The organism is Agrococcus sp. AC640b (assembly GCF_979255995.1).
The window spans coordinates 95,623-118,770 of record NZ_CEEDMM010000044.1 but is presented as its reverse complement, the minus strand read 5'-3'; the positions used below and the strand labels follow the sequence as shown (position 1 = coordinate 118,770).

The following is a 23,148-nucleotide window of genomic DNA, read 5'->3' as shown; positions in this document are numbered from 1 at the left end:
CCGCATCCCGACACGCGCGGGACGCGAGAGGATGGGCGCGATGCACATCGCCTACCCGGACGAGCTGCCGGTCTCCGCGCGCCGCGACGAGATCGCCGCCGCCATCCAGGAGCACCAGGTCGTCATCGTCGCCGGCGAGACGGGCTCCGGCAAGTCGACGCAGCTGCCGAAGATCTGCCTCGAGCTCGGCCGCACCGCCATCGCCCACACGCAGCCGCGCCGCATCGCCGCGCGCACGATCGCCGAGCGCGTCGCCGACGAGCTGCAGGTCGAGCTCGGCGCCGAGGTCGGCTACCAGGTGCGCTTCACCGACAAGGTGTCGGCCGCCACGCGCCTCGCCGTCATGACCGACGGCGTGCTGCTGAACCGCATCCACCGCGACCCCGACCTGCTGCAGTACGACACGATCATCATCGACGAGGCGCACGAGCGCTCGCTCACGATCGACTTCCTCGTCGGCTACCTCACGCGCCTGCTCCCCCGGCGGCCCGATCTGCGCGTCATCGTCACGTCGGCGACGATCGACCCCGAGTCGTTCTCGCGCCACTTCGGCGGCGCCCCCATCATCGAGGTCTCCGGCCGCACCTACGGCGTCGACGTGCGCTACCGCCCCCTCACCCGCGAGGCGATGGCCGACGACGAGGGTGGCGACGACGCCCACGACGACGTCGACCCCCTCGACGGCATCCACGACGCCATCCGCGAGATCTGGCGCGACGACGACGGCGACGTGCTCGTGTTCCTCTCGGGCGAGGCCGAGATCCGGGATGCGCAGGATGCGCTCGCCGGGCGCTTGGGGCCGTCGGTCGAGATCCTGCCGCTGTACGGCAGGCTCTCGGCAGCCGAGCAGCATCGCGTGTTCGAGCGCAGGCCCGCGGGCGCGCGGCACCGCGTCGTGCTCGCGACGAACGTCGCCGAGACGAGCCTCACCGTGCCCGGCATCCGCAACGTCGTCGACACCGGCACCGCCCGCATCTCGCGCTACTCGACGCGCGCGAAGGTGCAGCGCCTGCCGATCGAGGCGATCAGCCAGGCCAGCGCGAACCAGCGCGCTGGACGCGCGGGGCGCGTCGCACCCGGCATCGCCATCCGCCTCTACGCCGAGGACGACTTCGCGAAGCGGCCCGCGTTCACCGACCCCGAGATCCTGCGCACGAACCTCGCGTCGGTCATCCTGCAGGCGGCGACGCTCGGCCTCGGCCCGCTCGAGGACTTCCCGTTCCTGCTGCCGCCGGAGCGCCGCGCGATCGCAGACGGCACCGACCTGCTGCGCGAGCTGCAGGCGATCGAGCGCTCCGGCGCCGTCACGCGCATCGGCCGCGGCATCGCGCGCCTCCCCGTCGACCCCCGCTTCGCGCGCATGGTGCTCGCGGGCGTCGAGCACGGCGTCGCCGACGCCGTCATCCCCATCGTCGCCGCCCTCTCGATCCAGGACCCGCGCGAACGCCCGCTCGAGCACCGCGCCCGCGCCGACCAGCTGCACGCGCGCTTCGCCGACCCCACGAGCGACTTCATCTCGCTGCTCAACCTGTGGCGCTACCTGCGTCAGGAGCAGCGGCAGCGCTCCGGCAACCAGTTCCGCCGCATGTGCCGAGACGAGCACCTCAACTTCCTGCGCGTGCGCGAGTGGCAGGACGTCGTGCGGCAGCTCGAGCGCTCGCTGCCGAAGGGCTCCGTGCCCGACCGTCGCGAGCGATCCGAGACGAGCTCGGAGCCGTTCTCGACGAGCGCGACCGAGATCCACAAGGCGCTGCTGGCAGGCCTGCTGAGCCAGATCGGCGTGCGGGATGCCGAGAAGCGCGACTTCGTGGGCGGCCGCGGCACCCGCTTCCACATCCATCCGTCGTCGACGCTGTCGAAGAAGCAGCCGCAGGCGGTCATGGCCGCGGAGCTCGTGGAGACGTCGCGGCTGTTCGCGCGCGTCGTCGCGGGCATCGACCCTGCATGGGCGGAGCCGCTCGCCGGCGACCTCGTGAAGCGGCAGTGGTTCGAGCCGCGCTGGTCGAAGCGCCAGGGCGCCGCGATCGCCACCGAGCGCGTCACCCTCTTCGGCGTGCCGATCGTGCCGCAGCGGCGCATCCAGCTCGCGCGCGTCGACGCGCTGCTGGCACGCGACCTGCTCATCCGTCACGGTCTCGTCGCGGGCGAGTGGACGGTGCGCGAGCGCTTCCTCGACGCCAACCGGGCGCTCGTGGCCGAGATCGAGGCGCTCGAGGAGCGGCAGCGGCGCCGCGACCTGCTGCTCGACGACGAGCGCATCGTCGAGCTGTACGACGCCCGCATCCCCATGGACGTCACCGATGCGCGCGGCTTCCAGCGGTGGTGGCGGGATGCGCGGGCGGCGACCCCCGACCTGCTCACGTTCACGCGCGACGACCTGCTGGGGCGGGAGGACGGGCCCGACGAGGACGCCTTCCCCACGACGTGGAGGCAGGGCGACCAGACGCTGCGGCTGTCGTACCGCTTCGAGCCGGGCGCCGACGACGACGGCCTCACCGTGCACGTGCCCATCGCGCTGCTGCCGCGGCTCACGCCCGCCGGCTTCGACTGGCTCGTGCCGGGCATGCGCGAGGAGCTGCTCACCGCGATGATCAAGGCGCTGCCGAAGCACGTGCGCCGCACGGTCGTGCCCGCGGGCGACTGGGCGCGCGGCATGCTCGCCGACCTGCCGGCCGAGCCGACGGGCGAGTCGCTCGCGCAGGTGCTCGCCGACCGCATCCGCCGCGTCGCCCACACTCCCGCCGACGCCTCCGACGTCGACGCGAGCCGCGTGCCGCAGCATCTGCTGCCGCGCTTCGTCGTCGAGGGCGCGAAGGGCAAGGTGCTCGGCACCGGCCGCGACCTCGCCGCGCTGCAGGGCAGGCTCGCGCAGCGCGCGACGGTCGAGGTCGCCGCCGTCGTCACGCACGACATCGCCCGCGAGGGCGTCGACGGGTTCATGGCCGACGTGCCGCGCCACGTCGACGTGCGCCAGGGGCAGGGCACGGTGCGCGCCTACCCGGGCCACCGCCTCGCGAAGGGCGGACGCATCGACGTGGCCCTGTTCTCGACCGAGGCCGAGCGCGACGCCGCCGAGCACGCCGCCGTGCGACGCATGCTCGCCGACGCCGTGCAGTCGCCGCAGTCGTACGTGCAGTCGAACCTGTCGAATGCCGAGCGGCTCGCGCTGGGCGCGTCGCCCTACCCGTCGACGGCGCGGCTGTTCGACGACGTGCTGCTGGCGATCGTCGACGAGGAGCTCACGCTCGGCGGCCCCGTGCGCACCGCATCCGACTTCGCCCGCATCCGCACCGCCGTGTCGCTCGGGCTCGTCGAGCGCATGTTCGACATCACCGCTCGCGTCGCGGCGGTGCTCGCGGCGGCGCGCGTCGCCGACGTCGCGATCCGCGACATGTCGTCGATGGCGTACATGGCGCAGCTGACGGATGCGCGCGCGACGCTCGAGGGGCTCGTGCACGACGGCTTCATCGTCGCCGCGGGCGTGTCTCGCCTGTCGCGGCTGCCGGTGTACGTGAAGGCCGTCGAGCATCGCGTGCGCCGACTGCCCGAGACGGCGCATCGCGACGTGCAGTGGATGGCGGAGGTCGCGCAGGCCGTCGAGGCGCTGCGGGCGGCGGGCGGGTCGATCCCGCTGCCGTCGACGGCTGCGCCGAGGCTCGTCGAGGCGCGGTGGATGGTCGAGGAGCTGCGCGTGAGCCTGTACGCGCAGACGCTCGGCGCGCGCGGCCCCATCTCGGTGCAGCGCATCCGCCGAGTGCTGGCGGCGGAAGCGTGACGCGACGCTCGGGCCTGAGCGGCGACGATCCATGTGAGGTTCTCGGCCGCATGTGAGGTGAAAAGCGGCCGAGAACCTTGAATGAGCGTGTGGGTCAGGGGCGCGGGCGGCGCGGGATGCGGCCCGCGTCGGCGAGCGGGGCCAGGCGGCGCCAGCCGTCGGGCTCCATGGTCGGCCGACGCGGCGTGGACGCTGCGGGAGCCGGCGCCAGGTCGGCGGGTGCGCCGAGGATGCGCGTCGCACCCGGCGCGTCGCTCCACGGCTGCCAGCCCGGATCGCCGCCAGTTGCGAACGCGACCATCGCGCCGTGCACGACGTCGGCGAGCGCCTGCGGCGCCTCCGCGCCCACGAGGCGGTCGGCGGGCGCGTCGCCCAGGGCGTCGAACGCGAACGGCACGTCGACGCAGTGCACGGCGGCGCCGCGCGTCGGCGACGCCCAGTCGAAGCGGTACGCCCACGTCGCCGCAGCCTCGGCGAGGCTCGGCGGATGCTCGAGGCCCGCACGCACGTCGGCATCGGGATGCTCGAGCCTGCGCCGCTCGCGCACGCGCGGCCTCGCTGCGTGCTCGCGCGATCGCGCCGCTGCGACGACCGCGCCGCCGAAGACGAGATCCGACAGGTATCGGAACGCGAGCGCACCAGCGCCCGCGCGTGCGGCGCCGCGGTTGGCGGCGACGTAGGCCAGCCGGGTCGCACGGTCGAGGCTCGCGGCGGCGAGCGTCGCGCTGCTGGGGATCGCGCGCAGCGCACCCGGCACGCCGCGCAGGCCTCGCGGCAGGACCGCCTCGGTGAGCGCGAGCTCGTCGTGCATCGCACCCACGACGAGCGGCACGCCCGATCCGGCGCCCGTGGCGAGCGCATCCGTCGTGGGTCGCTCGACGATGTCGCCGTCGACGACGGGGCCGAGGGCCAGCATCTCGTCGACGAGCCCGTAGATGCCGCGACCGGCACCGCGCCTCGCCTTCGGCTGCGCGCGCAGCACGTCGCCCTCCGACGTCCTGCGCAGCACCTCGAGCGACGGCACGCCGCCGTGTGCGCCGACGCGCAGCCTGTCGCCGAGGCGCGCGGCGAGCGCGCGCGCCGTCGTCTCCGGCACGTCGGCGATCGCAGGCGACGCCGCCCACGCCTGCGCGAACAGGCCGTCGGCGGCGCGCATGCCCAGCAGCGTCAGCACCGCGCCGCCTCCTGCCGACTGCCCGGCGACCGTCACGCGCGACGGGTCGCCGCCGAACGCCGACACGTGGCGCTGCACCCATTCGAGGGCGCACAGCCAGTCGAGCACGCCGCGGTTCTGCACCGCACCGCCCTCGATGAAGCCGAATCCGTCGAACCCGAGCCGGTACGAGACGACGACCGTGACGACGCCGTCGCGGGCGAAGGCGCCGTTGCCGTACCAGGGGCTCGCAGGCGAGCCGGTCGTGTAGCCGCCGCCGTGGATCCAGACCATGACCGGCAGGCGCGCGTGGGGGCTCGGGTCGGGCGTCCACACCGACGCGGTGAGGGTGTCGTCGCCAGGCACGCTCGGCTCGGGGATGAGCGCGCGAGGGTCGGCGACGCGCTGCGGCGTCGCGCCGTGGTCGAGGGCGTCGCGCGTGCCGTCCCACGCGCGTCGCGGCACGGGCGCCGCGAATCGCAGGTCGCCGACCGGGGCCTCCGCGTACGGGATGCCGAGGAACGCCGCGACCTCGGCGCGCGGTCTGCCGTGGCGGACGCTGCTGGGAGAGCCGACTCGCTCCCACCGGCCGCGCACGCGACCCGACGCGGTCGCGACGACGACGGAGGCGTCGTCGCCAGCGCGACCCGCTCCCGCATGCTCTGTCTCGTCCTGCATCCCGTCGACCGTACGCACCGCGCCTTCGGGCGCCCTGTGCGCGTCGCGGAGCAGCTCGACCGCTCGCGACCATCGGAGCACGGCTAGGTTGGGAGGCGTGAGCACCGTCATCGTCGACGTCCTCCGCACCGCGTCGGGCAAGGGCAAGCCGGGTGGTGCGCTGTCGGCGTGGCATCCCGCAGCGCTGCTGGGCACCGTCGTCGCCGAGCTCGTCGATCGCGCGGGCATCGACCCCGCGCTCGTCGACGACGTGATCGCCGGATGCGTCAGCCAGGTCGGGCAGCAGACGCAGAACGTCGCCCGCACGGCCGCGCTCGCCGCGGGCCTGCCCGTGACGGTGCCGGGCACGACCGTCGACCGGCAGTGCGGTTCGAGCCAGCAGGCGATCCACTTCGCCCACGCCACGATCGCGGCGGGTCTCGCCGAGTGCGTCGTCGCGTGCGGCGTCGAGCTCATGTCGACGCACCCCATCGGGTCGGCGGCGCTCGGCGAGGATCCCATCCCCGGCCAGGTGCACGGCCGCTTCCCCGCGCTGACGCATCAGGGCGTGGCAGCCGAGCTCGTCGCCGCCCGATTCGGCATCGGCCGCGACGCGCAGGACGAGTACGCCGCACGCAGCCACGCTCGTGCCGCCGCGGTGTCGTGGGGCGACGAGATCCTGCCGGTGGCCGGCGTCGACGGCGAGCACGCCGCCGACGAGACGATCCGCCCTGCCACGACGGTCGCGGGTCTCGCCGGGCTGCAGCCCGCGTTCCGCACCGACGCGCTCGCGGCGCGCCACCCGGACCTCGCGTGGGCGGTGACGGCAGGCAACGCCTCGCCGCTCACCGACGGTGCGAGCGCCGTGCTCGTGACCTCCGAGGCGTTCGCTGCGCGGCACGGCCTCACGCCGCGCGTGCGCATCGTCGACTCCGTCGTCGTCGGCTCCGACCCCGTCGAGATGCTCTCGGGCGTCATCCCGGCGACGACGCGCATCCTCGAGCGGGCTCGCATGCGCATCGACGACGTCGACCTCGTCGAGGTCAACGAGGCGTTCGCGTCGATCCCGCTCGCGTGGCTCGCCGCGATCGGCGGCGACGGCGACCGGCTCAACGCACGCGGCGGCGCGATCGCGCTCGGGCACGCGCTCGGCTCGAGCGGCACCCGCATCATGACGACGCTCGTGCACGGCCTGGAGCGTTCGAACGCGCGCTACGGCCTGCAGACGATGTGCGAGGGCGGCGGCATGGCCAACGCGACCCTCGTCGAACGCCTCTGACCGCCGCACGACCCCTGCGGCGCTCGCCCCCACCCACGAGGAGGATCCATGGACATCGCAGGCTCGAGCGCGCTCGTCACGGGCGGTGCGAGCGGCCTCGGCGCCGCGACCGCCGCGCTGCTGCGCGAGGCGGGCGCGCACGTCGTCGTCGCCGACATGCGTGCAGGCGACGACGAGGGCGTCCGCTACGTCGAGGCCGACGTCACCGACGAGCGGCAGGTGCAGGATGCGATCGACGCTGCGAGCGAGGCGGCCCCGCTGCGCGTCGTGGTGCAGTGCGCCGGCATCGCGACCGCCGAGCGCATGGTCGGCCGCGACGGCCCGCTGCCGCTCGAGCGCTTCGCCCGCGTCGTCCAGGTGAACCTCGTGGGCACGTTCAACGTCGCACGGCTGGCGGCGGCGCGGATGCAGGAGGCCGAGCCGGTCGGCGAGGAGCGCGGCGTGCTCGTGCACACCGCGTCGGTGGCTGCGTTCGACGGGCAGGTGGGGCAGGCGGCGTACTCGGCGTCGAAGGGCGGCGTCGCGGCCATGACGCTGCCGCTCGCGCGCGAGCTGGCGCGCAGCCGCATCCGCGTCATGACGATCGCGCCGGGCATCTTCCGCACGCCGATGATGGCGGGGCTGCCGGAGGCGGCGCAGGCGTCGCTCGCCGAGCAGATCCCGCATCCGTCTCGCCTGGGCGACCCTGCCGAGTACGCGGCGCTCGTGCGCCACATCGTCGAGAATCCGATGCTGAACGGCGAGACGATCCGCCTCGACGGTGCGATCCGCATGGCTCCGCGCTGACCCTGCACACGGACTGGTCACGGTTGCACCCGAACCAGCCCGATCCGGGTGCAACCGCGACCAGTCAGAGACGCGCGCACTGCACCCAGCAGACGCATAGGCGCGGGTAGGCTCGCCCTCATGCGTGCGTACGGCGAGGTGCTTCGAGCACCGGGGCTCGCGCGCATCATGGCGGCGCAGCTCGTCGCCCGCTTCCCGCAGGGCATGTACTCGCTCGGGCTGCTGCTGCACGTCGAGCGCACCTTCGACTCGTACGCCGCCGCCGGCCTCGTGCTCGCGGCGCTGTCGATCGGCCAAGGTGCCGCCGGCCCGCTCACGACGCGGTGGATGGGCAGGTGGGGCACGCGTCCCGTGCTGCTGCTCACCCTCGTCGTGGCGGCGACGAGCATCCTCGTCATCGCGCTCGTGCCCATGAGCCTCGCGGCGATGACGGCCGTCGGCGCGCTCGCCGGCCTCGCGATGCCGCCCGTGACGCCTGCGGTGCGCACCCTCTACCCCACGATGGTGACGCAGCGGATGCTGTCGCGGCTGTTCTCGCTGGATGCGACGCTGCAGGAGATCATCTGGGTCGTCGGCCCCGTCGCGATCACGTTCGTCTCGACGCAGGTCGGCACCGTCGAGGGCCTCGTCTCCGCCGCCGTCGTGCAGCTCGCGGGCGGCCTCTGGTTCACCCTCTCCCCCGAGGTGGGACGCATGCGCATCCCGCCGTCGGCGAGGCGCATCGGCGGCGTGCTGCAGAAGGTGCCGGTCGTGCTCGTGCTCGTCACGGGCATGCTGCTCATCGGCGGCTTCGCGGCGTCGGAGGCCGCCGTGGTGTCGGTGTTCGGCCACGACGGGTTCGAGGCGGGCATCGTCATCGCGGCGAACGCGTTCGGGTCGCTCGTCGGCGGGCTCGCGCTCGGTGGCGTCACCATCCGCCGTCGGTCGCTCGCGATCCGCATCGCCGTGTGCGCGGCCGGGTTCGGGCTGGCGTGCATCATGCTCGACTTCTGGTGGCTCGCGCTCATGTTCTTCGTCGCGGGCATCGGCATCGCGCCGGCGCTGTCGGCGATGTCGTCGATCGTCGCCGCGACGGTGCGCTTCTCGGACACGCCGGAGGCGTACGGGTGGATCGGCTCGGGCCAGCTCATCGGCGCCGCGGTCGGCTCGGCGGCGGCCGGCATCCTCATCGACTGGCAGGGGCCGATCGGCGGGTTCGCGGTGGCGTTCGTGCTGGCGTCGGCTGCGGCGATCGTCGCGTGGGTGCTGCGGCATCGGCAGCCCGACCTCACCGAGGGCATCGGCGAGCCGCCCGAGACCGCACCGGTCGAGCTGCCGCGCTGACCTCGGCAGGCACGCACCGACCACGCGACGGCCGACGCTGCAAGGATGGGGGCATGGTCGCCCTCCTGCCCCTCCTCGACGGCTCCAGCATCCCCGCGATCGGCCTCGGCCTGTACAAGGTGCCGCCTGCCGACACGGCGCGCGTCATCCACGACGGCCTCGCCGCCGGGTACCGCCTCGTCGACGGTGCCGCGATGTACGACAACGAGGCCGAGATGGGTGCCGCCGTGCGCGACAGCGGCATGCGCGACGAGCTGCAGGTCGTCACGAAGTTCTGGGGCGACCCCGAGCAGTCGTACGATGCGGCGCTGCGCGACTTCGCAGCCAGCGAGCAGCGCATCGGGCTCGACGTGATCGACGGCTACATGATGCATTGGCCGCGCGCCCCGCGCGGCACGTTCGTCGAGACGTGGAGGGCGTTCCAGACGCTGCGCGACGAGGGGCGGGTGCGGTGGATCGCCGTGGCGAACTTCGGCGCCGACGAGCTGCAGCGGCTGTTCGACGAGACGGGCGAGTGGCCCGTCGTGAACCAGGTCGAGTCGCACCCGTGGCTGCCACAGCATGCGCTGCGCGCCTTCCACGCGCAGCACGGCATCGTCACGCAGGCGTGGAGCCCGCTCGGCCGCGGCCGGCTGCTCGACGACCCCGTGCTCGTGGCGATCGCCGACGAGGTGGGCGCGAGCCCCGCGCAGGTCGTGCTGCGCTGGCACCTGCAGCTCGGCGGTGCGGCGGCTCCCAAGTCGATGCACGCGTCGCGACTGGCCGAGAACATCGCCGAGATCGCGCCGCTGCCCGACGACGCGATGGCGCGCATCGCGGCGCTCGAGTCGGGCGTGCGCACCGGCACGGCGCCCGAGGATCGACCGTGAGCGCGCCGACGTCGACGCCCGCCCCCGGCGCGCCCGCGCTGCCGCACGCCGTCGCGATCGCGTGGGGCGTCGCCGAGCTGCCGCACCGCGGCCCCAAGCGCGAGCTGTCGACGGAGCGCATCGTGCAGGCGGCGATCGTGATCGCCGACGCCGATGGCCTCGAGGCCGTGAGCATGGGGCGCGTCGCGACGGCGCTCGGCTTCACCCCCATGTCGCTCTACCGGTACGTCACCGGCAAGGACGACCTGCTGCTGCTCATGGTCGACGCGGCCTCCGAGATGCCCGCGCCGCCTGCCGAGGGCGACTGGCGCACGCGCCTGCGCGCGTGGGCGACGTTCGTGCGGGCCGGCTACCAGGCGCATCCGTGGCTCACGAGCATGCCGCCGTCTGCGACGCCGACGACGCCGAACAGGCTCGCGATCCTCGACGGCGCCGTGGGTGCGATGGACGACCTCGCGCTGCCTGCCGAGTCGAAGGTGTCGCTCTCGTTGCTGCTCATGGGCTACATCGGCCTGTTCGGCGAGGCGGGGCACGGCACGGAGGTCGACGACGACCTGCGTGCGGGGCTGCGCGAGCTCGTGACGATCGAGCGCTTCCCGAACCTGGCGGAGGCCGTGCATGCCGGCATCTTCGACGAGCCGATCGCCAGCAGCGACCGCGCCTTCTTCTTCGGCCTGAATCGTCTGCTCGACGGCATCCAGGCGTGGCTCGACCGCGGCGGCCTCGACGACGCCTCGATCGACCGCATCCCGTCGACGGTCGCGCAGGACCGCAAGGTCAAGGAGGCGTTGCGCACGGTGCGCGAGGCGGAGGCGCGGCTCGCGGAGGTTCGGCGGGAGGCGCAGAGGATCGCCGAGCGCGCGATCGAACGCGAGGCGGCGGCCGAGGAGCGCGCGCGCGAGCGGGAGGCGCGGGCGGAGGCCAAGGCGGAGGCGAAGTCGCGCAAGCGCTCCTGAGCCGGCTGCGGCCGACAGGGCCGTCGCGATGCGGCCTGAGCGGACCCAGAGGTTGGATGCGCCCTCGACGGCTCGCTCCGCCCGCATGGCGACGGTGCCGGACGTGCGAGTCGCGCGTGCGGTTGGGCTGCGCACGCGCGAGGCGTCGGCCTACCGTCGCAGCATGCGCACCCTCGCTCCCCTCGCGGCCGTCGCCGCCCTGCTCCTCGTCGGCTGCGCGCCGACCGCGCTCGGCGGCGCCTCCGCCGAGTCCGTGCCCCAACCCGTGCCCGCGGTCGAGCAGGGCTCGCCCGACGTCGCGGCCTCCGACGGCGCCGATGCGTCGCAGCCCGCCGTCGACGCCGCCGAGCAGAGCGTCATCGTCACCGGGTGGGTGTCGCTCGTGGCCGAGTCGCCCGTCGAGGCGGCCGACGCCGCTGGCGAGCTCGCGGCGAGCGCGGGCGGCTCGGTCGCGTCGCGCTCCGAGTCCGCTGGCAGCGACGACGTGCCCGAGCGTGCCCAGCTCGTGCTGCGCGTGCCCGCGGACGAGGTCGATGCGCTGCTCGACGACCTTCGCGCGCTGGGCGACGTGCGCGACGTCGACGTGTCGAGCGTCGACGTCACGCAGCAGGTGGGCGACCTGGAGGTGCGGGTCGAGTCGGCGCGCGCATCGGTCGAGCGTCTGACGGCGCTGCTGGCGACGGCGGCCGACACCGAGACGCTGCTGCAGATCGAGGGGCAGCTCACGACGCGCACGAGCGAGCTCGAGTCGTTGCTGCAGCAGCAGGCGTCGCTCGCCGACCAGGTGGCGCTGTCGACCATCACGGTGTCGATCGCGTCGGTCGCGCAGGCGCCCGCGGCGCCTGCGACGTTCGTCGACGGGCTCGTCGCCGGGTGGGGGTCGCTCGTGGCCGTCGCGAGCGGCGCGCTCGTCGCGGCGGGCGCCGCGGTGCCATGGCTGGCGGTGCTCGCGCTCGTCGGCGCGGTCGTCGTGCTCATCGTGCGGCGTCGACGCCGCGCGATGTCCCCCAGCGCGCCTTCGTCCGGCGATGCGGCGTCCCCCGTAGCATGACCGCGTGACTCGTGGATCCAGGTGGGCGGCAGCGGCCGTCGCCGCGCTCGCCCTGCCGCTCATGGCGCCTGTGGCAGCGGCGGCTGCACCGACGACGCCGCTGGCCATGCAGGATCCCCAGTCGACGCAGCTGACGCAGCTCGCGCTGCTCGACGAGGTGGCTCGGTGGGATGCGCTGCAGGCGTCGTCGCAGCTGGGCTCCACCGCGATCGACCCGACGACGGGTGCCGTGACCATCGGCTGGGCGGGCGAGGTGCCCGATGCGGTGCTGGCGCTCGTCGACGACGCCGAGGCAGACGGCGGCATCACGATCGACGTCGTCGCGCAGCGGCAGAGCGCGGAGGCGCTCTCGGAGAGCCTGCTCGACGCTGCGGCGTCGCTGCCTGCCGAGGCTCCCGTGACGTTCGAGGTCGACGGCGACGAGGTGACGGTCGCGGTGCCGACGCCCGAGGCTGCGGCGGCCGCCGGCGTCGAGGCGCTGCCGCTGGATGCGGCGGGCGTCGCGGCGATCGAGCAGGCCGTGGTCGACGCGGTGGGATCCGAGGTCGACGTGGCCGTCGAGCCGGTCGACGAGGTGCCAGACACGACGGCACGTCGCGGCGACACGCAGGACCTGTACGGCGGGTCGACGTACGCCACGCGCCTGCCCTCGGGTGCCAACCAGTTCTGCACGAGCGGGTTCCAGGCGGTGGTGGGGCACTTCCAGCACTTCGTGACTGCCGCGCACTGCAGCAACTGGCAGGACGGCCTCGCCGTGCTGTCGTCGGGCGGCACGCGGCTCGGCGTCACGACGGGTGCCGCGACGCTCGTGCAGGGCTCGTCGTCGTACGACCTGCAGCTGGCGCGGCTCGACCTCGACGTGCGCAATCGTGCCGCGATCTACACGAGCGACACCTCGTCGCTCGCCGTGAGCGGCTGGCTGCGCACGCTGCCGACGGGGGCTGCGCTGTGCCGCTCGGGCACGACGTCCGGCAACGCGTGCAACCTGCAGGTCACGGGCCCCGGCGTCGCCTGCTACGCGGTCGCCAGCGGCGGCGCGCAGTGCGTCGACGTCGTGCGCGTCAGCTCCACCACGGGCGATGCGTTCTGCTTCGGCGACTCCGGCGGCCCCGTGTACGCGTGGGGTGCGTCTGGCACGGTGCAGGCGGCTGGGGTCGTGAGCGGCATCCGCCTGCAGTCCGCGGGCGCACGCTGCTCGACGCTCGGCTACGTCGCACCGATCGCCGACCTCATGCGCGTCATGCCCGGCGTGCAGCTGCGCGCCGTCACGCTCTGACGCACCGGCGTCGCCCCCTTGCCTCGACGCTCGGCGCTCGCAAGGGTGGATGCATGGCCTTCGACCCCGACACGACGCTCGCCGCGATCGCCGCATGGGCGCCAGGCAGGCGCTGGTATCCGTGGAAGGGCGCCGACGTCGCCTTGACGCTCGAGGCGCTCCTGCCTGTCGGCGACGACGTCGCGGTCGCGCTCGTGCGCGCCGGCGACGCGACGCTGCAGGTGCCGGTCGCGTTGCGCGACGAGCCTGGCGAGGCGCCCATCGCGGCCGTCGGCGACCGGTGGCTCGTCGACGCCGCGCATGACGCAGATGCGCTGCAGGCGATGCTGCGGCCCTCGGCGCAGATCACGGCAGACGGCGTCGCGCCCGCGGCGTCGACGGTGCGCGTCATCACGGGCGAGCAGTCGAACACGTCGGTGATCGGCGATGCGCAGCCGCCGTGGATCGCGAAGGTGTTCCGCGTCGTCGACGACGGCGAGCATCCCGACGTCGCCGTCACGGGCGCGCTGACGCGCGCGGGCTCCTCGCGGGTGCCCGCGCTCGTCGCGTCGACGAGTGCCACGTGGACGCACGACGGCGTCGAGCGCACCGCGGGCCTCACCGCGGTGTCGGAGTTCGTCGGCGGCGCCGACGACGCGTGGGCGGTCGTGCGCGACGACGCCGTGCGAGCGCTGCGCGGCGAGCCGCGCGACGACGTCGACGTCGTCGACCTGGGCCGCGCGGTCGCAGAGGTGCACGTGACGCTCGCGGAGACCCTCGGCGCCTCCGGCACGAGCCAGGAGGCCTCGGATGCGTTCGTCGCGAGCCTGCGCGCACGCGTCGCGTGGGCACGCGCCGAGTCGCAGGGCGCGCTCGCGCACCTCGACGACCGCATCGACGAGCATCTGGCGACGCTCGACGGCATCCGCGTGGGCCTCGTGCAGCGCATCCACGGCGATCTGCACCTCGGGCAGGTGCTGCGCCAGCCCGGCAGGGGGTTCCTGCTGCTCGACTTCGAGGGCGAGCCGCTGCGGCCGCTCGCCGAGCGGCTGCTGCCGGAGCCGACGGAGCGCGACGTGGCGGGCATGCTGCGGTCGTTCGACTACGCGGCGGGCTCCGCTGCGCTCGAGCTCGGCGTCGACGTCGCAGACGCCGCGAGCTGGACGGCGCAGACGGAGGAGTCGTTCCTGCGCGGCTACCGGTCGTTGCGCGGCGAGGGCGATCCGGCGCTCATCCGAGCGCTGCTCGTCGACAAGGCGATCTACGAGGTCGTCTACGAGGTGCGCAGCCGCCCCGACTGGCTGCCCATCCCCCGCTCGGCGCTGGAGCGGCTGCTCGACTGAGCAGCCGCGTGCGACGTCAGCGCGCCTCGTACGCCTCGACGACGTTCGCGGGGATGCGGCCGCGCGTCGCGACCTGGTAGCCGTTCGCCGACGCCCACTCGCGGATCGCCTGCACGTCCTTCGACGCGCGCGACGAGCCGGAGCGTGACGACGAGCGCGTCGCACCGCTCACGCGACGCGACGACGAGATCCACGGCTCGAGCGCCGAGCGGAGCTCGTCGGCGTGCTCGTGCGTGAGGTCGATCTCGTACTGCGCGCCGTCGAGCGAGAACGCGACCGTGCGGCCGGCTCCGTCTGCCAGGGGCTCTCCGGTGAGGTCATCCACGACTTCGACGATCGTCTTCTTTGCCATGGTCGAATGCTATTGGCATTCTCGGGTGTCTGCGAATGCGACTCGCGAGTGAATTCTGCGGCCGTGCTCGATGCACGTTGCGAATGCAATGCCGATCATTTTCGCGCGCCATCTCGGGATCATGTCGGTCGCGATCGACGCAGCGAGGCGGATGGGCGCGGCCCACGCGTCGGTCGTCGGCATCAGACACGCTGTGGGATGCTCGTGGCATGAGCGACATCGAGTCCCTGATGACGGACGAGGAGCCGACGCCTGCCCGCACTCGGAAGCCGTGGAGCACGCGACGCAAGGTCGTCACGTTCGTCGCGCTCGGGCTCGTGACGGCGCTCGTGGCCACGATCGGCGTGTTCGCGTTCCGTCTGCAGTCGTCCGCGTCGCAGATCGAGCGAGTCGAGGAGGCGTTCCCCGATGAGTCGCTGCGTCCCGACGCCTTCGCCGGCGAGGGTGCCGCGCCCCTCAACTACCTCCTCCTCGGCAGCGACACCCGCGCCGAGGGAACATCGCTGCTCGACGATCTCGGATCGCGCTCCGACACGATCCTGCTCGTGCACATCCCGACCGACAGGCAGTCGGTGCAGGTCATGTCGATCATGCGCGACTCGTGGGTGTCGGTCCCCGGGTACGGCGAGGCGAAGATCAACTCGGCGCTCGCCTACGGCGGCGTGCCCCTGCTGGTGCAGGTGGTCGAGGGACTCATCGGGCAGCGCATCGACGATGTCGCGATCGTCGACTTCGAGGGGTTCAAGGGCCTCACGGATGCCGTCGGCGGCGTGACGCTGCAGAACGAGGTCGCGTTCGACGCGGGTGGCTACGAGTTCGCCCAGGGGCCGATCACCATTCGCGGCGATGCAGCGCTCGCATTCGTGCGAGAGCGCTACTCCTTCAGCGATGGCGACTACCAGCGCGTCAGGAACCAGCAGGCGTTCATGCGTGCACTGCTCGATCGGGTGCTGCAGCCGTCGGTCGTGGCGAATCCCGTGACGCTCACGAACCTCATCGAGTCGATGGCACCGTACGTCGCCACGACCGAGGGTCTCACGAGCGCATCGATGCTCGGCATCGCTGGAGAGTTCGCAGGCTCCGGCAGGCCGAGCGTCCAGACGTTCACGATGCCGACGACGGGCACGGGGATGGTGGGGTCTGAGTCGGTGGTGTTCGTCGACTACGACGACCTCGCGCTCGTGCAGCAGGCGTTCCAGCAGGACTCGATGAACGACTTCGTGCCGCCAGCCGACCGGTGACGCGCGGCGGCGTGACGATGCTCGGTCGCCCGCCACGCTCCGCCCCCACCCGAGCACCGTTGCGACGACCCGCGGGGATCGCGCTGGCCGGGTGGGTCGCTGTGGTGCTCACGGTGACGCTGTGGCCGGAGCACGTCGACCGCGACGCGGCCCCGCTGCTGCGTCGAGTGCTGGCCGGCCTCCAGGAGATCGGGCTGCCGGCATGGGTGACCTACGAGCGCATCGAGCTCGGCGCCAACGTGGCGATGCTGCTGCCGTTCGGCCTCCTCATCGTCCTCGTGCTCGGGCGGCGCCACGTCGTCGCCTGCCTCCTGGCCGGACCGGTGCTCTCCGCTGCGGTCGAGCTCGTGCAGCTTCTGATGCCGCACCGCACGTCGTCGATGCTCGACGTGGTCGCGAACGGCCTCGGCGCCTCGATCGGCGTCGCACTCGGCTGCACGCTCGAGGCCGTCGTCGGGCGGCGGGAGCGCCGAGCAGCCGAGTCCTCACGTCGCCGCATCCTGGCACGGGTGCGGAGCTCCGTCGGCGAGTCGCCACCGTCTGCGCATCCGCCAGAGTGAGTGCACGTGCACAGGCCGTCGCCGACCGTTCGTCGCCGTCCGGTGCGGCCAGCTGGCTGGTCACGATGACCGCCTCCGCCTGGGAGGCGGCGCGCGCTCAGTCGCGGCCGTAGATGTCGCGGGTGTAGACCTTGTCGGCGACGTCGTCGAGCTCGTCCGCCTGCCGGTTCGCGACGATCACGTCGGCGCGAGCCTTGAACGCGTCGAGGTCCCGCATGACCTCGGAGCCGAAGAACTCGTCCTCCTCCAGCGCCGGCTCGAAGACGACGATCTCGACGCCCTTGGCCTTGATGCGCTTCATGATCCCCTGGATCGACGAGGCGCGGAAGTTGTCCGAGCCCGACTTCATGATGAGCCGGTGGATGCCCACGACCGTCGGCTGGCGGCGCAGGATGTCCTGCGCGACGAAGTCCTTGCGCGTCGTGTTCGACGACACCACGGCGGCGATGAGGTTCTGCGGCACGTCCTGGTAGTTGGCGAGCAGCTGCTTCGTGTCCTTCGGCAGGCAGTATCCGCCGTAGCCGAACGACGGGTTGTTGTAGTGGCTGCCGATGCGGGGGTCGAGGCCGACGCCCTCGATGATCTGCGACGAGTCGAGCCCGTGGGTCGCCGCGTAGGTGTCGAGCTCGTTGAAGTACGCAACCCGAAGCGCGAGGTACGTGTTGGCGAACAGCTTGATCGCCTCGGCCTCCGTCGCGTGCGTGAGCAGCACGGGCACGTCCGTCTCGTCGGCGCCCTCGAGCATGAGGTCGGCGAACCTCCGCCCATGCTCCCCCGTGTCGCCGACGACGATGCGCGACGGGTGCAGGTTGTCGTGCAGCGCGCGTCCCTCGCGCAGGAACTCGGGTGAGAACACGATGTTCGCACCGGGGTGCTCGCGACGCAGGCCTTCGGTGAAGCCGACCGGCACGGTCGACTTGATGACGATGGTGGGTGTCGTCGTGACGGCGAGGACCGCGGCGACGACGGACTCGACCGAGCGCGTGTCGAAGAAGTTCTCCACAGGGTCGTAGTCGGTCGGGGTGGCGACGATCACGACGTCGGCACCGGCGTACGCGGCAGCGGCATCCGTCGTCGCCGTGAGCGACAGCGGCGTCTCGGCGAGGTGCTGCTCGAGCTCGGGGTCGACGATCGGCGAGCGACGCGCGTTGACCATCGCGACCTTCGCCTCATCGATGTCGACCGCGACCACGTCGTGGCGCCGCGCGAGCACGACGGCGTTCGACAGACCCACGTATCCCGTTCCCACGACGACGATCTTCATGGAGCACCACTTCCTCTACCGGGCGACAGCCCGTCCTCGGTGCGAGCCGAGCGGCTCGACCGCGTGCCTCTGCGTCGCGACCCCGTCAGAGCGTGGCCGCGTACTCCTTGATCCATGCGCGCAGCTCGGGGCCGATGTCGGGACGCTCGGCGGCGATGCGCACGCAGGCACGGAGGTACTCGAGGCGGTCGCCCGTGTCGTAGCGGCGCCCGCGGAACACCACGCCGACCACGCCCTCGTCGCCGATGCCCTCGACGAGCGCGTCCGTCAGCTGGATCTCGCCGCCCTTGCCGGGTCGCGTGCGCTCGAGCACGGGGAAGATGCTCGGCTGCAGCACGTACCGGCCGATGATCGCGAGGTTCGACGGTGCCGTGCCCTGCTCGGGCTTCTCGACGAGCTCGGTGATGCCCACGACGTCGTCGTCGTCGGTCGGCACGACCGTCGCGATGCCGTACATGTGGGTCTGGCTCGGCTCGACCTCCATGAGCGCGACCACGTGCGAGCCGGTGCTCGTCGCGACATCGGCCATGCGTGTGAGCAGCTCGTCGCGCTCGTCGATGATGTCGTCGCCCAGCAGCACCGCGAACGTCTCGTCGCCGACGTGCAGGCGCGCCTTCAGGATGGCGTGGCCGAGACCCAGCGGGTCGCCCTGTCGCGTCCAGTGCAGGTTCGCCAGCGTCGACGAGTGCATGATGTCGGCCAGACGCCGCTGGTCGCCCTTGCGCTCGAGGTTCGCCTCGAGCTCGGTGACGCGGTCGAAGTGGTTCTCGAGCGCCCGCTTGTTGCGACCGGTGATCATGAGGATGTCGCTGAGGCCGGCGCGCACGGCCTCCTCGACGACGTACTGGATGACCGGCTTGTCGACGACCGGCAGCATCTCCTTCGGCATCGCCTTCGTGGCGGGCAGGAATCGCGTGCCGAGGCCGGCGGCGGGGATGACGGCCTTCGAGATGCTGGCGTTCATGGAGCGGATCCGTTCAGGCTGTCGGGCGGTGTGGGGGTCACGGGCGAGGAACGCACGGCGTCGTCGATGGAGCCGAGCAGCGAGTGCGTCGGAGCCCAGCCCACCTCGTGCGCCAGGCGGCTCGCGTCGCCGATGACGGTGTCTGGGTCGATCGCGCGGCTTCCATGCTCTCGGACCTCGCCGAGCTCGACGCCGAGCCGATCGGCGATCAACTCGAGCATCGCCCATCCCGTCCGAGCGGCCCCGCTCGCGACGTTGTAGGTGGCGTGCTCGAGCTGTTCGGCGCGCAGCAGTGCCACATACGCAGCTGCGACGTCGCGGACGTCGGTGTAGTCCCGGGCGGTGTCGAGTCGACCGACGTCGAGGGAGTCTCCCGGGAGCCGTGCGCGCAGGCGAGCGGTGAGGTCAGGGACGAGGTAGCCAGCTCCCTGGCCCGGGCCGATGTGATTGAACGGGCGAGCGACGACCACCTCGAGCCCTCGCCGTCGGTAGTAGTCCGCTTGCAGCTCGACGAGGCGCTTGGAGACCGCATAGGGCGAAGTCATCGCGAGCTCTGCATCCTCGGCGACCGGCATCGCGCTGGGGCCGTACACGGCTGCCGAACTCACGACGAGCACGCGCGCCGATGAGCCGGCACGCAACAGCGGCTCGCAGACCGACGTCATGATCGCGCTGTTCGCGGAGAGGTAGCGCTGCGGATCGTCGAAGGAAGGACCGACTGCGGCGAGTGCCGCGAGGTGCACCACGGCGGCGACCTCGCGCACGTCGACCTCCAGCGCCTGCGTCGTCAGATCCTGAACCTGCCAGTCGACTCCGTAGCGCTCGACGTCGACCGCGCGACTCACAGCAGAGACGGCGAATCCGCCCGCCGACAGCGCGTTGACTACATGCTTGCCGACGAAGCCGTTGGCCCCGGTGACGACGACACGGCCCCTCTCGGCGAGAGCGCTCACGACGAGCCGGATGCCTGGCGCAGCCGTGCGACGTCGTGATCGACCATGCGAGCCACGAGTCCGGCGAAATCGACCTCGCGCTGCCACCCGAGCACAGACTCCGCCTTGGCAGGATTTCCCAACAGGATGTCGACCTCGGCCGGTCGCGCGAATGCCTCGTTGCGGCGCACGTAGGGCCGCCAGTCCTGGATGCCGACGTGACCGAAGGCCCGCTCCAGGAAGTCCTCGATGGAATGCGTCTCGCCGGTCGCGAGCACGAAGTCGTCGGGCTCGGAATGCTGCAGCATCTGCCACATTCCGCGGACGTAGTCGCCCGCGTAGCCCCAGTCGCGCTTCGGCCAGAGGTCGCCGAGTTCGACGTGGTCCTGCAGGCCCAGATGGATCTTCGCGACGGCATCCGTGATCTTGCGTGTCACGAACTCCAGGCCTCGTCGCTCACCTTCGTGATTGAAGAGGATCCCGCACGACGCGAACATGCCGTAGCTCTCGCGGTAGTTGCGGGTGATCCAGTGGCCGTAGAGCTTCGCGACGCCATAGGGGCTACGAGGGTGGAAGAGGGAGTTCTCGTCGTAGCCGAGACCCGGACGGTTGTAGTCGAGCCCGCCGTACATCTCCGACGTCGACGCCTGATAGAACCGCGTGCGGTCGGCTCGGCCGGTGATGCGGATCGCCTCCAGACAGGAGAGCACTCCGCGCCCAGTCGTGTCGAGCGTCAACGCCGGGTTCTTAAAGGAGTACCCGACATGGCTGACGGCCGCGAGATTGTAGAACTCATCCGGATCCGCGAGCTCGACGGCTCGAATGAGCGACGACGAGTCGAGCAGGTCCGCCTCGATCAACGTGACGAACGGGAACTCCCGCAGGAAGTCGTCCTTCTTGCTGTTGCTCTGCCCCCGGATGACCCCGAACACGCGATAGCCCTCGTCGCGCAGCAACGAGGTGAGGTGTCCCCCGTCCTGCCCCGTGATGCCGGTCACCAGGGCGGTCTTCGTCTCACCCATGTCGTCGCCCTCCAGCGCTCGTGCACAGACGCTGTCAGCCTAGAGCACCCGATACGCTCGCTGAGTGCCTACACCCGAGGTCGCCATCGCCCACGACTACCTGACGCAGCGTGGAGGCGCAGAGAAGGTCGTGCTCGCCCTGCACCGCGCATTCCCCGAGGCACCGATCCACACGACACTGTTCGACCCGGGCCAGACGTATCCGGAGTTCGCAGAGCTCGACGTGCGCCCATCACCCTTGAATCGCGTCAGCGGCCTGCGCTCGAACCATCGCCGCGCGATGCCGCTGCTCGCGTGGGCGTCGGAGCGGATCCTGGTGCGGGCACGACACACCATCGTCAGTTCGAGTGGCTGGGCGCATGGATTCCGAACGACCGGCAGCAAGATCGTCTACTGCTACTCGCCCGCTCGATGGCTGTACCAGCCGGACACGTACCTGGGGACGACCGCACGAACGCTCGTGCGACGCGGGCTCGATGCGCTGTCGCCTGCCCTGCGTCGATGGGATCGACGGCAAGCATCGACCGCGACGACCTACTTCGCCATCTCGACCGTGGTGCAACAGCGGATCAGGGACGCCTACGGCATTGAGGCGGAGGTGTTGCCGGCGCCGCACTCCGTGGACGCAGACGCGCCCCAGGAGCCCGTCGACCTCGCCGGGCTCGACATCCAAGATGGCTTCTACCTCTGCATCTCCCGCCTGCTGCCGTACAAGAACGTCCACGTCGTCATGAAGGCGTTCGAGCAGATCGATCTTCCGCTCGTGGTCGTAGGTCGCGGTCCCGAGGAACGTCGCCTTGCCGCGATGGCCTCCCCACGAGTGCGGATGGTGAAGGACCTGACGGATGCGCAGATGCGCTGGCTCTACGCACAGTGCACTGCAGTGGTGGCGGCGAGCTTCGAAGACTTCGGACTGACTCCAATCGAGGCCGCGAGCTTCGGCAAGCCGTCGGTAGTGCTGCGCTGGGGAGGGTTCCTCGACACGATCCGCGAGAATGTGACCGGCACGTACTTCGATGAGCCGACGCCCGAGGCGGTCGCAGAGGCGGTCGTGCGCAGTCGGACCCTCCCTTGGGACGTCGAGCAGATCCGCGAGCATGCCGGGAGCTTCTCGGAGGAGCGCTTCGCCGAGCGGCTCCGCGCGGAGATGGCACGAATCGATCGTGAGCTGGCACCGCCACGCGCCCACGTCGTCGCGGCCACTCCGACGCATGTCGTGTTCGTCGACCACTCGAGCGAGCCCGGAGGCGCCGAGTTCGCCCTGCTCCGCACGGTTCGCACGTCGCAGTCGTGGAAGGCGACGATCGTGGTGCCGTCGACTCCGCAGAAGCCTGGTCGCGACCTCTTCGCGTCGCTGCCAGATGCGGTCTCGATCCGACGCATTGGTCCGGAGCAGACCGCTCGTACGACGACTGGCAAGGGCGCGTTCGCGAATCTGATACTGACCCGCCGCATCCTCGCAGCTGCGGCGTCGCTCGCATCGGCGCGGCCTGTACGCGCGGCCGACGTACTGATCGCGAACACCACGCGCGCCTCCGTGTACGTCACTATCGCGGGCGCACTGCTCCGCACCCCGGTGATCGTGCACGTCCGCGACCTCGTCGAGCCCCAAGCAATCGGAGGCGCCGCCACGCGCCTCATGCGGTCCTTCGTCCTGCCGCGTGCATCTGCCGTCATCGCGAACTCGCGTGCCTCGCTCGACCTCGTCGCCCCCTACGTAGCCGACGGTGCGATCACCGAGGTCATCCCGAGTCCGGCGGGCCTTGCCCCTGCTCCGTCGACTCCCGTCCACATCGCGCCGCGCGTCCGCCGCATCGGCATGATCGCGCGCCTCGACCCGTGGAAGGGGCAAGAGCTGCTGCTGCGCGCCTTCGCGCAAGCGCACAGGGAAGGCGAACAGCGACTGGTGCTGTTCGGTGGCGCTGCCTTCGGACACGAGCCTTACGCTCGCGAGCTCAAACGACTCGCCGGAGCGCTGGGCGTCGGCGATCGTGTGGAGTTCCCCGGCCACGTCGAGGACGTCGCCGGCGCGCTCGAATCCCTCGACGTTTGCGTCCAGTTCTCCGTTCGCGCCGAGCCGCTTGGGCAGAACGTGCTGCAATACCTGGCCGCGGCCCGGCCCACGATCGTTGCAGACGAGGGCGGGCCCGCAGAGTGGGTGCGCGACGGTGTCAACGGCCTCGTCGTGCCCGCGCGGGACGTCAAGGCCCTCGCGACTGCATTGCGTCGTATCGGCGACCCGGTGCTGCGAGAGACGCTGGCGACAGGCGCCCGCGCCACCCAGGGATTGCTCGACGATCAGCAGGTCGGAGACAGGATCGCGGCGTTGGCAGAGCGAGTCGTCCGACGATGAGCCCGAGCATCTG

General features: G+C 72.0%; 18 protein-coding genes. 12 read left to right on the top strand and 6 right to left on the bottom strand.

All coding sequences use genetic code 11. The features are described 5' to 3' along the window. The first annotated feature begins 31 nt into the window (after positions 1-31). Complete coding sequence (gene hrpA, locus ACZ6H8_RS15700; protein WP_464147868.1) at positions 32-3,775, top strand: ATP-dependent RNA helicase HrpA; 3,744 nt, start codon at positions 32-34, stop codon at positions 3,773-3,775. Positions 3,776-3,869: 94 nt separating this feature from the next. Here hrpA and ACZ6H8_RS15695 read toward each other — a convergent pair whose 3' ends face one another. Beyond that, positions 3,870-5,606: a carboxylesterase family protein gene (locus tag ACZ6H8_RS15695; RefSeq protein ID WP_464147867.1), complete on the bottom strand. Its 1,737-nt coding sequence runs from the start codon at positions 5,604-5,606 to the stop codon at positions 3,870-3,872. A gap of 97 nt (positions 5,607-5,703) precedes the next feature. Here ACZ6H8_RS15695 and ACZ6H8_RS15690 point away from each other — a divergent pair, with 97 nt between their 5' ends. From ACZ6H8_RS15690 to ACZ6H8_RS15655, 8 genes are all read left to right on the top strand, one after another. Next, positions 5,704-6,864, top strand: a complete 1,161-nt coding sequence (locus tag ACZ6H8_RS15690; RefSeq protein ID WP_464147866.1) for a thiolase family protein — start codon at positions 5,704-5,706, stop codon at positions 6,862-6,864. A gap of 48 nt (positions 6,865-6,912) precedes the next feature. Next, positions 6,913-7,650, top strand: a complete 738-nt coding sequence (locus tag ACZ6H8_RS15685; protein ID WP_464147865.1) for an SDR family NAD(P)-dependent oxidoreductase — start codon at positions 6,913-6,915, stop codon at positions 7,648-7,650. Between the two features lie 120 nt (positions 7,651-7,770). Further along, positions 7,771-8,973, top strand: coding sequence for an MFS transporter (locus ACZ6H8_RS15680; RefSeq protein ID WP_464147864.1), 1,203 nt, complete (start codon positions 7,771-7,773; stop codon positions 8,971-8,973). Positions 8,974-9,026: 53 nt separating this feature from the next. Next, positions 9,027-9,842 (top strand): aldo/keto reductase, encoded by an 816-nt coding sequence (locus ACZ6H8_RS15675; protein WP_464147863.1) that lies wholly within the window; start codon positions 9,027-9,029, stop codon positions 9,840-9,842. Further along, complete coding sequence (locus ACZ6H8_RS15670; protein ID WP_464147862.1) at positions 9,839-10,798, top strand: TetR/AcrR family transcriptional regulator; 960 nt, start codon at positions 9,839-9,841, stop codon at positions 10,796-10,798. Before ACZ6H8_RS15675 ends, ACZ6H8_RS15670 begins: the two co-directional genes overlap by 4 nt. Before the next feature lie 163 nt (positions 10,799-10,961). Beyond that, a complete protein-coding gene (locus tag ACZ6H8_RS15665; RefSeq protein WP_464147861.1) occupies positions 10,962-11,849 on the top strand; it encodes a DUF4349 domain-containing protein in 888 nt (295 codons plus the stop codon). 4 nt (positions 11,850-11,853) lie between these two features. Then, positions 11,854-13,125, top strand: a complete 1,272-nt coding sequence (locus ACZ6H8_RS15660) for a trypsin-like serine protease (protein ID WP_464147859.1) — start codon at positions 11,854-11,856, stop codon at positions 13,123-13,125. 53 nt (positions 13,126-13,178) lie between these two features. Continuing rightward, positions 13,179-14,447, top strand: a complete 1,269-nt coding sequence (locus ACZ6H8_RS15655) for a maltokinase N-terminal cap-like domain-containing protein (RefSeq protein ID WP_464147858.1) — start codon at positions 13,179-13,181, stop codon at positions 14,445-14,447. A 16-nt stretch (positions 14,448-14,463) separates the two neighbouring features. Here ACZ6H8_RS15655 and ACZ6H8_RS15650 read toward each other — a convergent pair whose 3' ends face one another. Beyond that, positions 14,464-14,799 (bottom strand): histone-like nucleoid-structuring protein Lsr2, encoded by a 336-nt coding sequence (locus tag ACZ6H8_RS15650; RefSeq protein ID WP_464147857.1) that lies wholly within the window; start codon positions 14,797-14,799, stop codon positions 14,464-14,466. A 209-nt stretch (positions 14,800-15,008) separates the two neighbouring features. Between ACZ6H8_RS15650 and ACZ6H8_RS15645 the strand changes: the two genes are divergently transcribed. Further along, on the top strand, positions 15,009-16,040 hold the full coding sequence (locus ACZ6H8_RS15645) for an LCP family protein (RefSeq protein WP_464147856.1): 1,032 nt from the start codon (positions 15,009-15,011) through the stop codon (positions 16,038-16,040). A gap of 113 nt (positions 16,041-16,153) precedes the next feature. Continuing rightward, positions 16,154-16,600 carry a VanZ family protein gene (locus ACZ6H8_RS15640; protein ID WP_464147855.1) on the top strand — a complete coding sequence of 149 codons (447 nt, stop codon included), beginning with the start codon at positions 16,154-16,156 and terminating at the stop codon, positions 16,598-16,600. Between the two features lie 97 nt (positions 16,601-16,697). Here the strand turns inward: ACZ6H8_RS15640 and ACZ6H8_RS15635 are convergent, their stop codons facing one another. The 4 genes from ACZ6H8_RS15635 to ACZ6H8_RS15620 form a co-directional block, all read right to left on the bottom strand. Further along, on the bottom strand, positions 16,698-17,864 hold the full coding sequence (locus ACZ6H8_RS15635) for a nucleotide sugar dehydrogenase (RefSeq protein WP_464147854.1): 1,167 nt from the start codon (positions 17,862-17,864) through the stop codon (positions 16,698-16,700). A gap of 85 nt (positions 17,865-17,949) precedes the next feature. Continuing rightward, positions 17,950-18,828, bottom strand: a complete 879-nt coding sequence (gene galU / locus ACZ6H8_RS15630) for a UTP--glucose-1-phosphate uridylyltransferase GalU (protein WP_464147852.1) — start codon at positions 18,826-18,828, stop codon at positions 17,950-17,952. Then, positions 18,825-19,781, bottom strand: coding sequence for an NAD-dependent epimerase/dehydratase family protein (locus ACZ6H8_RS15625; RefSeq protein ID WP_464147851.1), 957 nt, complete (start codon positions 19,779-19,781; stop codon positions 18,825-18,827). Before ACZ6H8_RS15625 ends, galU begins: the two co-directional genes overlap by 4 nt. Next, a complete protein-coding gene (locus ACZ6H8_RS15620; protein ID WP_464147850.1) occupies positions 19,778-20,782 on the bottom strand; it encodes a GDP-mannose 4,6-dehydratase in 1,005 nt (334 codons plus the stop codon). Before ACZ6H8_RS15620 ends, ACZ6H8_RS15625 begins: the two co-directional genes overlap by 4 nt. Before the next feature lie 64 nt (positions 20,783-20,846). On the opposite strand from ACZ6H8_RS15620, the gene ACZ6H8_RS15615 reads away from it, so the two are divergent. Further along, positions 20,847-23,135, top strand: a complete 2,289-nt coding sequence (locus tag ACZ6H8_RS15615) for a glycosyltransferase (protein WP_464147849.1) — start codon at positions 20,847-20,849, stop codon at positions 23,133-23,135. Positions 23,136-23,148: the final 13 nt, after the last annotated feature.

Excerpts from the sequence above, each read along its gene's own strand:
- ACZ6H8_RS15665 (WP_464147861.1), top strand. The coding sequence starts at position 10,962 with ATGCGCACCCTCGCTCCCCTCGCGGCCGTCGCCGCCCTGCTCCTCGTC.
- ACZ6H8_RS15655 (WP_464147858.1), top strand. The coding sequence starts at position 13,179 with ATGGCCTTCGACCCCGACACGACGCTCGCCGCGATCGCCGCATGGGCG.
- ACZ6H8_RS15645 (WP_464147856.1), top strand. The coding sequence starts at position 15,009 with ATGAGCGACATCGAGTCCCTGATGACGGACGAGGAGCCGACGCCTGCC.
- ACZ6H8_RS15650 (WP_464147857.1), bottom strand. The coding sequence starts at position 14,799 with ATGGCAAAGAAGACGATCGTCGAAGTCGTGGATGACCTCACCGGAGAG.
- hrpA (WP_464147868.1), top strand. The coding sequence starts at position 32 with ATGGGCGCGATGCACATCGCCTACCCGGACGAGCTGCCGGTCTCCGCG.
- ACZ6H8_RS15695 (WP_464147867.1), bottom strand. The coding sequence starts at position 5,606 with ATGCAGGACGAGACAGAGCATGCGGGAGCGGGTCGCGCTGGCGACGAC.
- ACZ6H8_RS15620 (WP_464147850.1), bottom strand. The coding sequence starts at position 20,782 with ATGGGTGAGACGAAGACCGCCCTGGTGACCGGCATCACGGGGCAGGAC.
- ACZ6H8_RS15685 (WP_464147865.1), top strand. The coding sequence starts at position 6,913 with ATGGACATCGCAGGCTCGAGCGCGCTCGTCACGGGCGGTGCGAGCGGC.
- galU (WP_464147852.1), bottom strand. The coding sequence starts at position 18,828 with ATGAACGCCAGCATCTCGAAGGCCGTCATCCCCGCCGCCGGCCTCGGC.
- ACZ6H8_RS15675 (WP_464147863.1), top strand. The coding sequence starts at position 9,027 with ATGGTCGCCCTCCTGCCCCTCCTCGACGGCTCCAGCATCCCCGCGATC.
- ACZ6H8_RS15635 (WP_464147854.1), bottom strand. The coding sequence starts at position 17,864 with ATGAAGATCGTCGTCGTGGGAACGGGATACGTGGGTCTGTCGAACGCC.
- ACZ6H8_RS15680 (WP_464147864.1), top strand. The coding sequence starts at position 7,771 with ATGCGTGCGTACGGCGAGGTGCTTCGAGCACCGGGGCTCGCGCGCATC.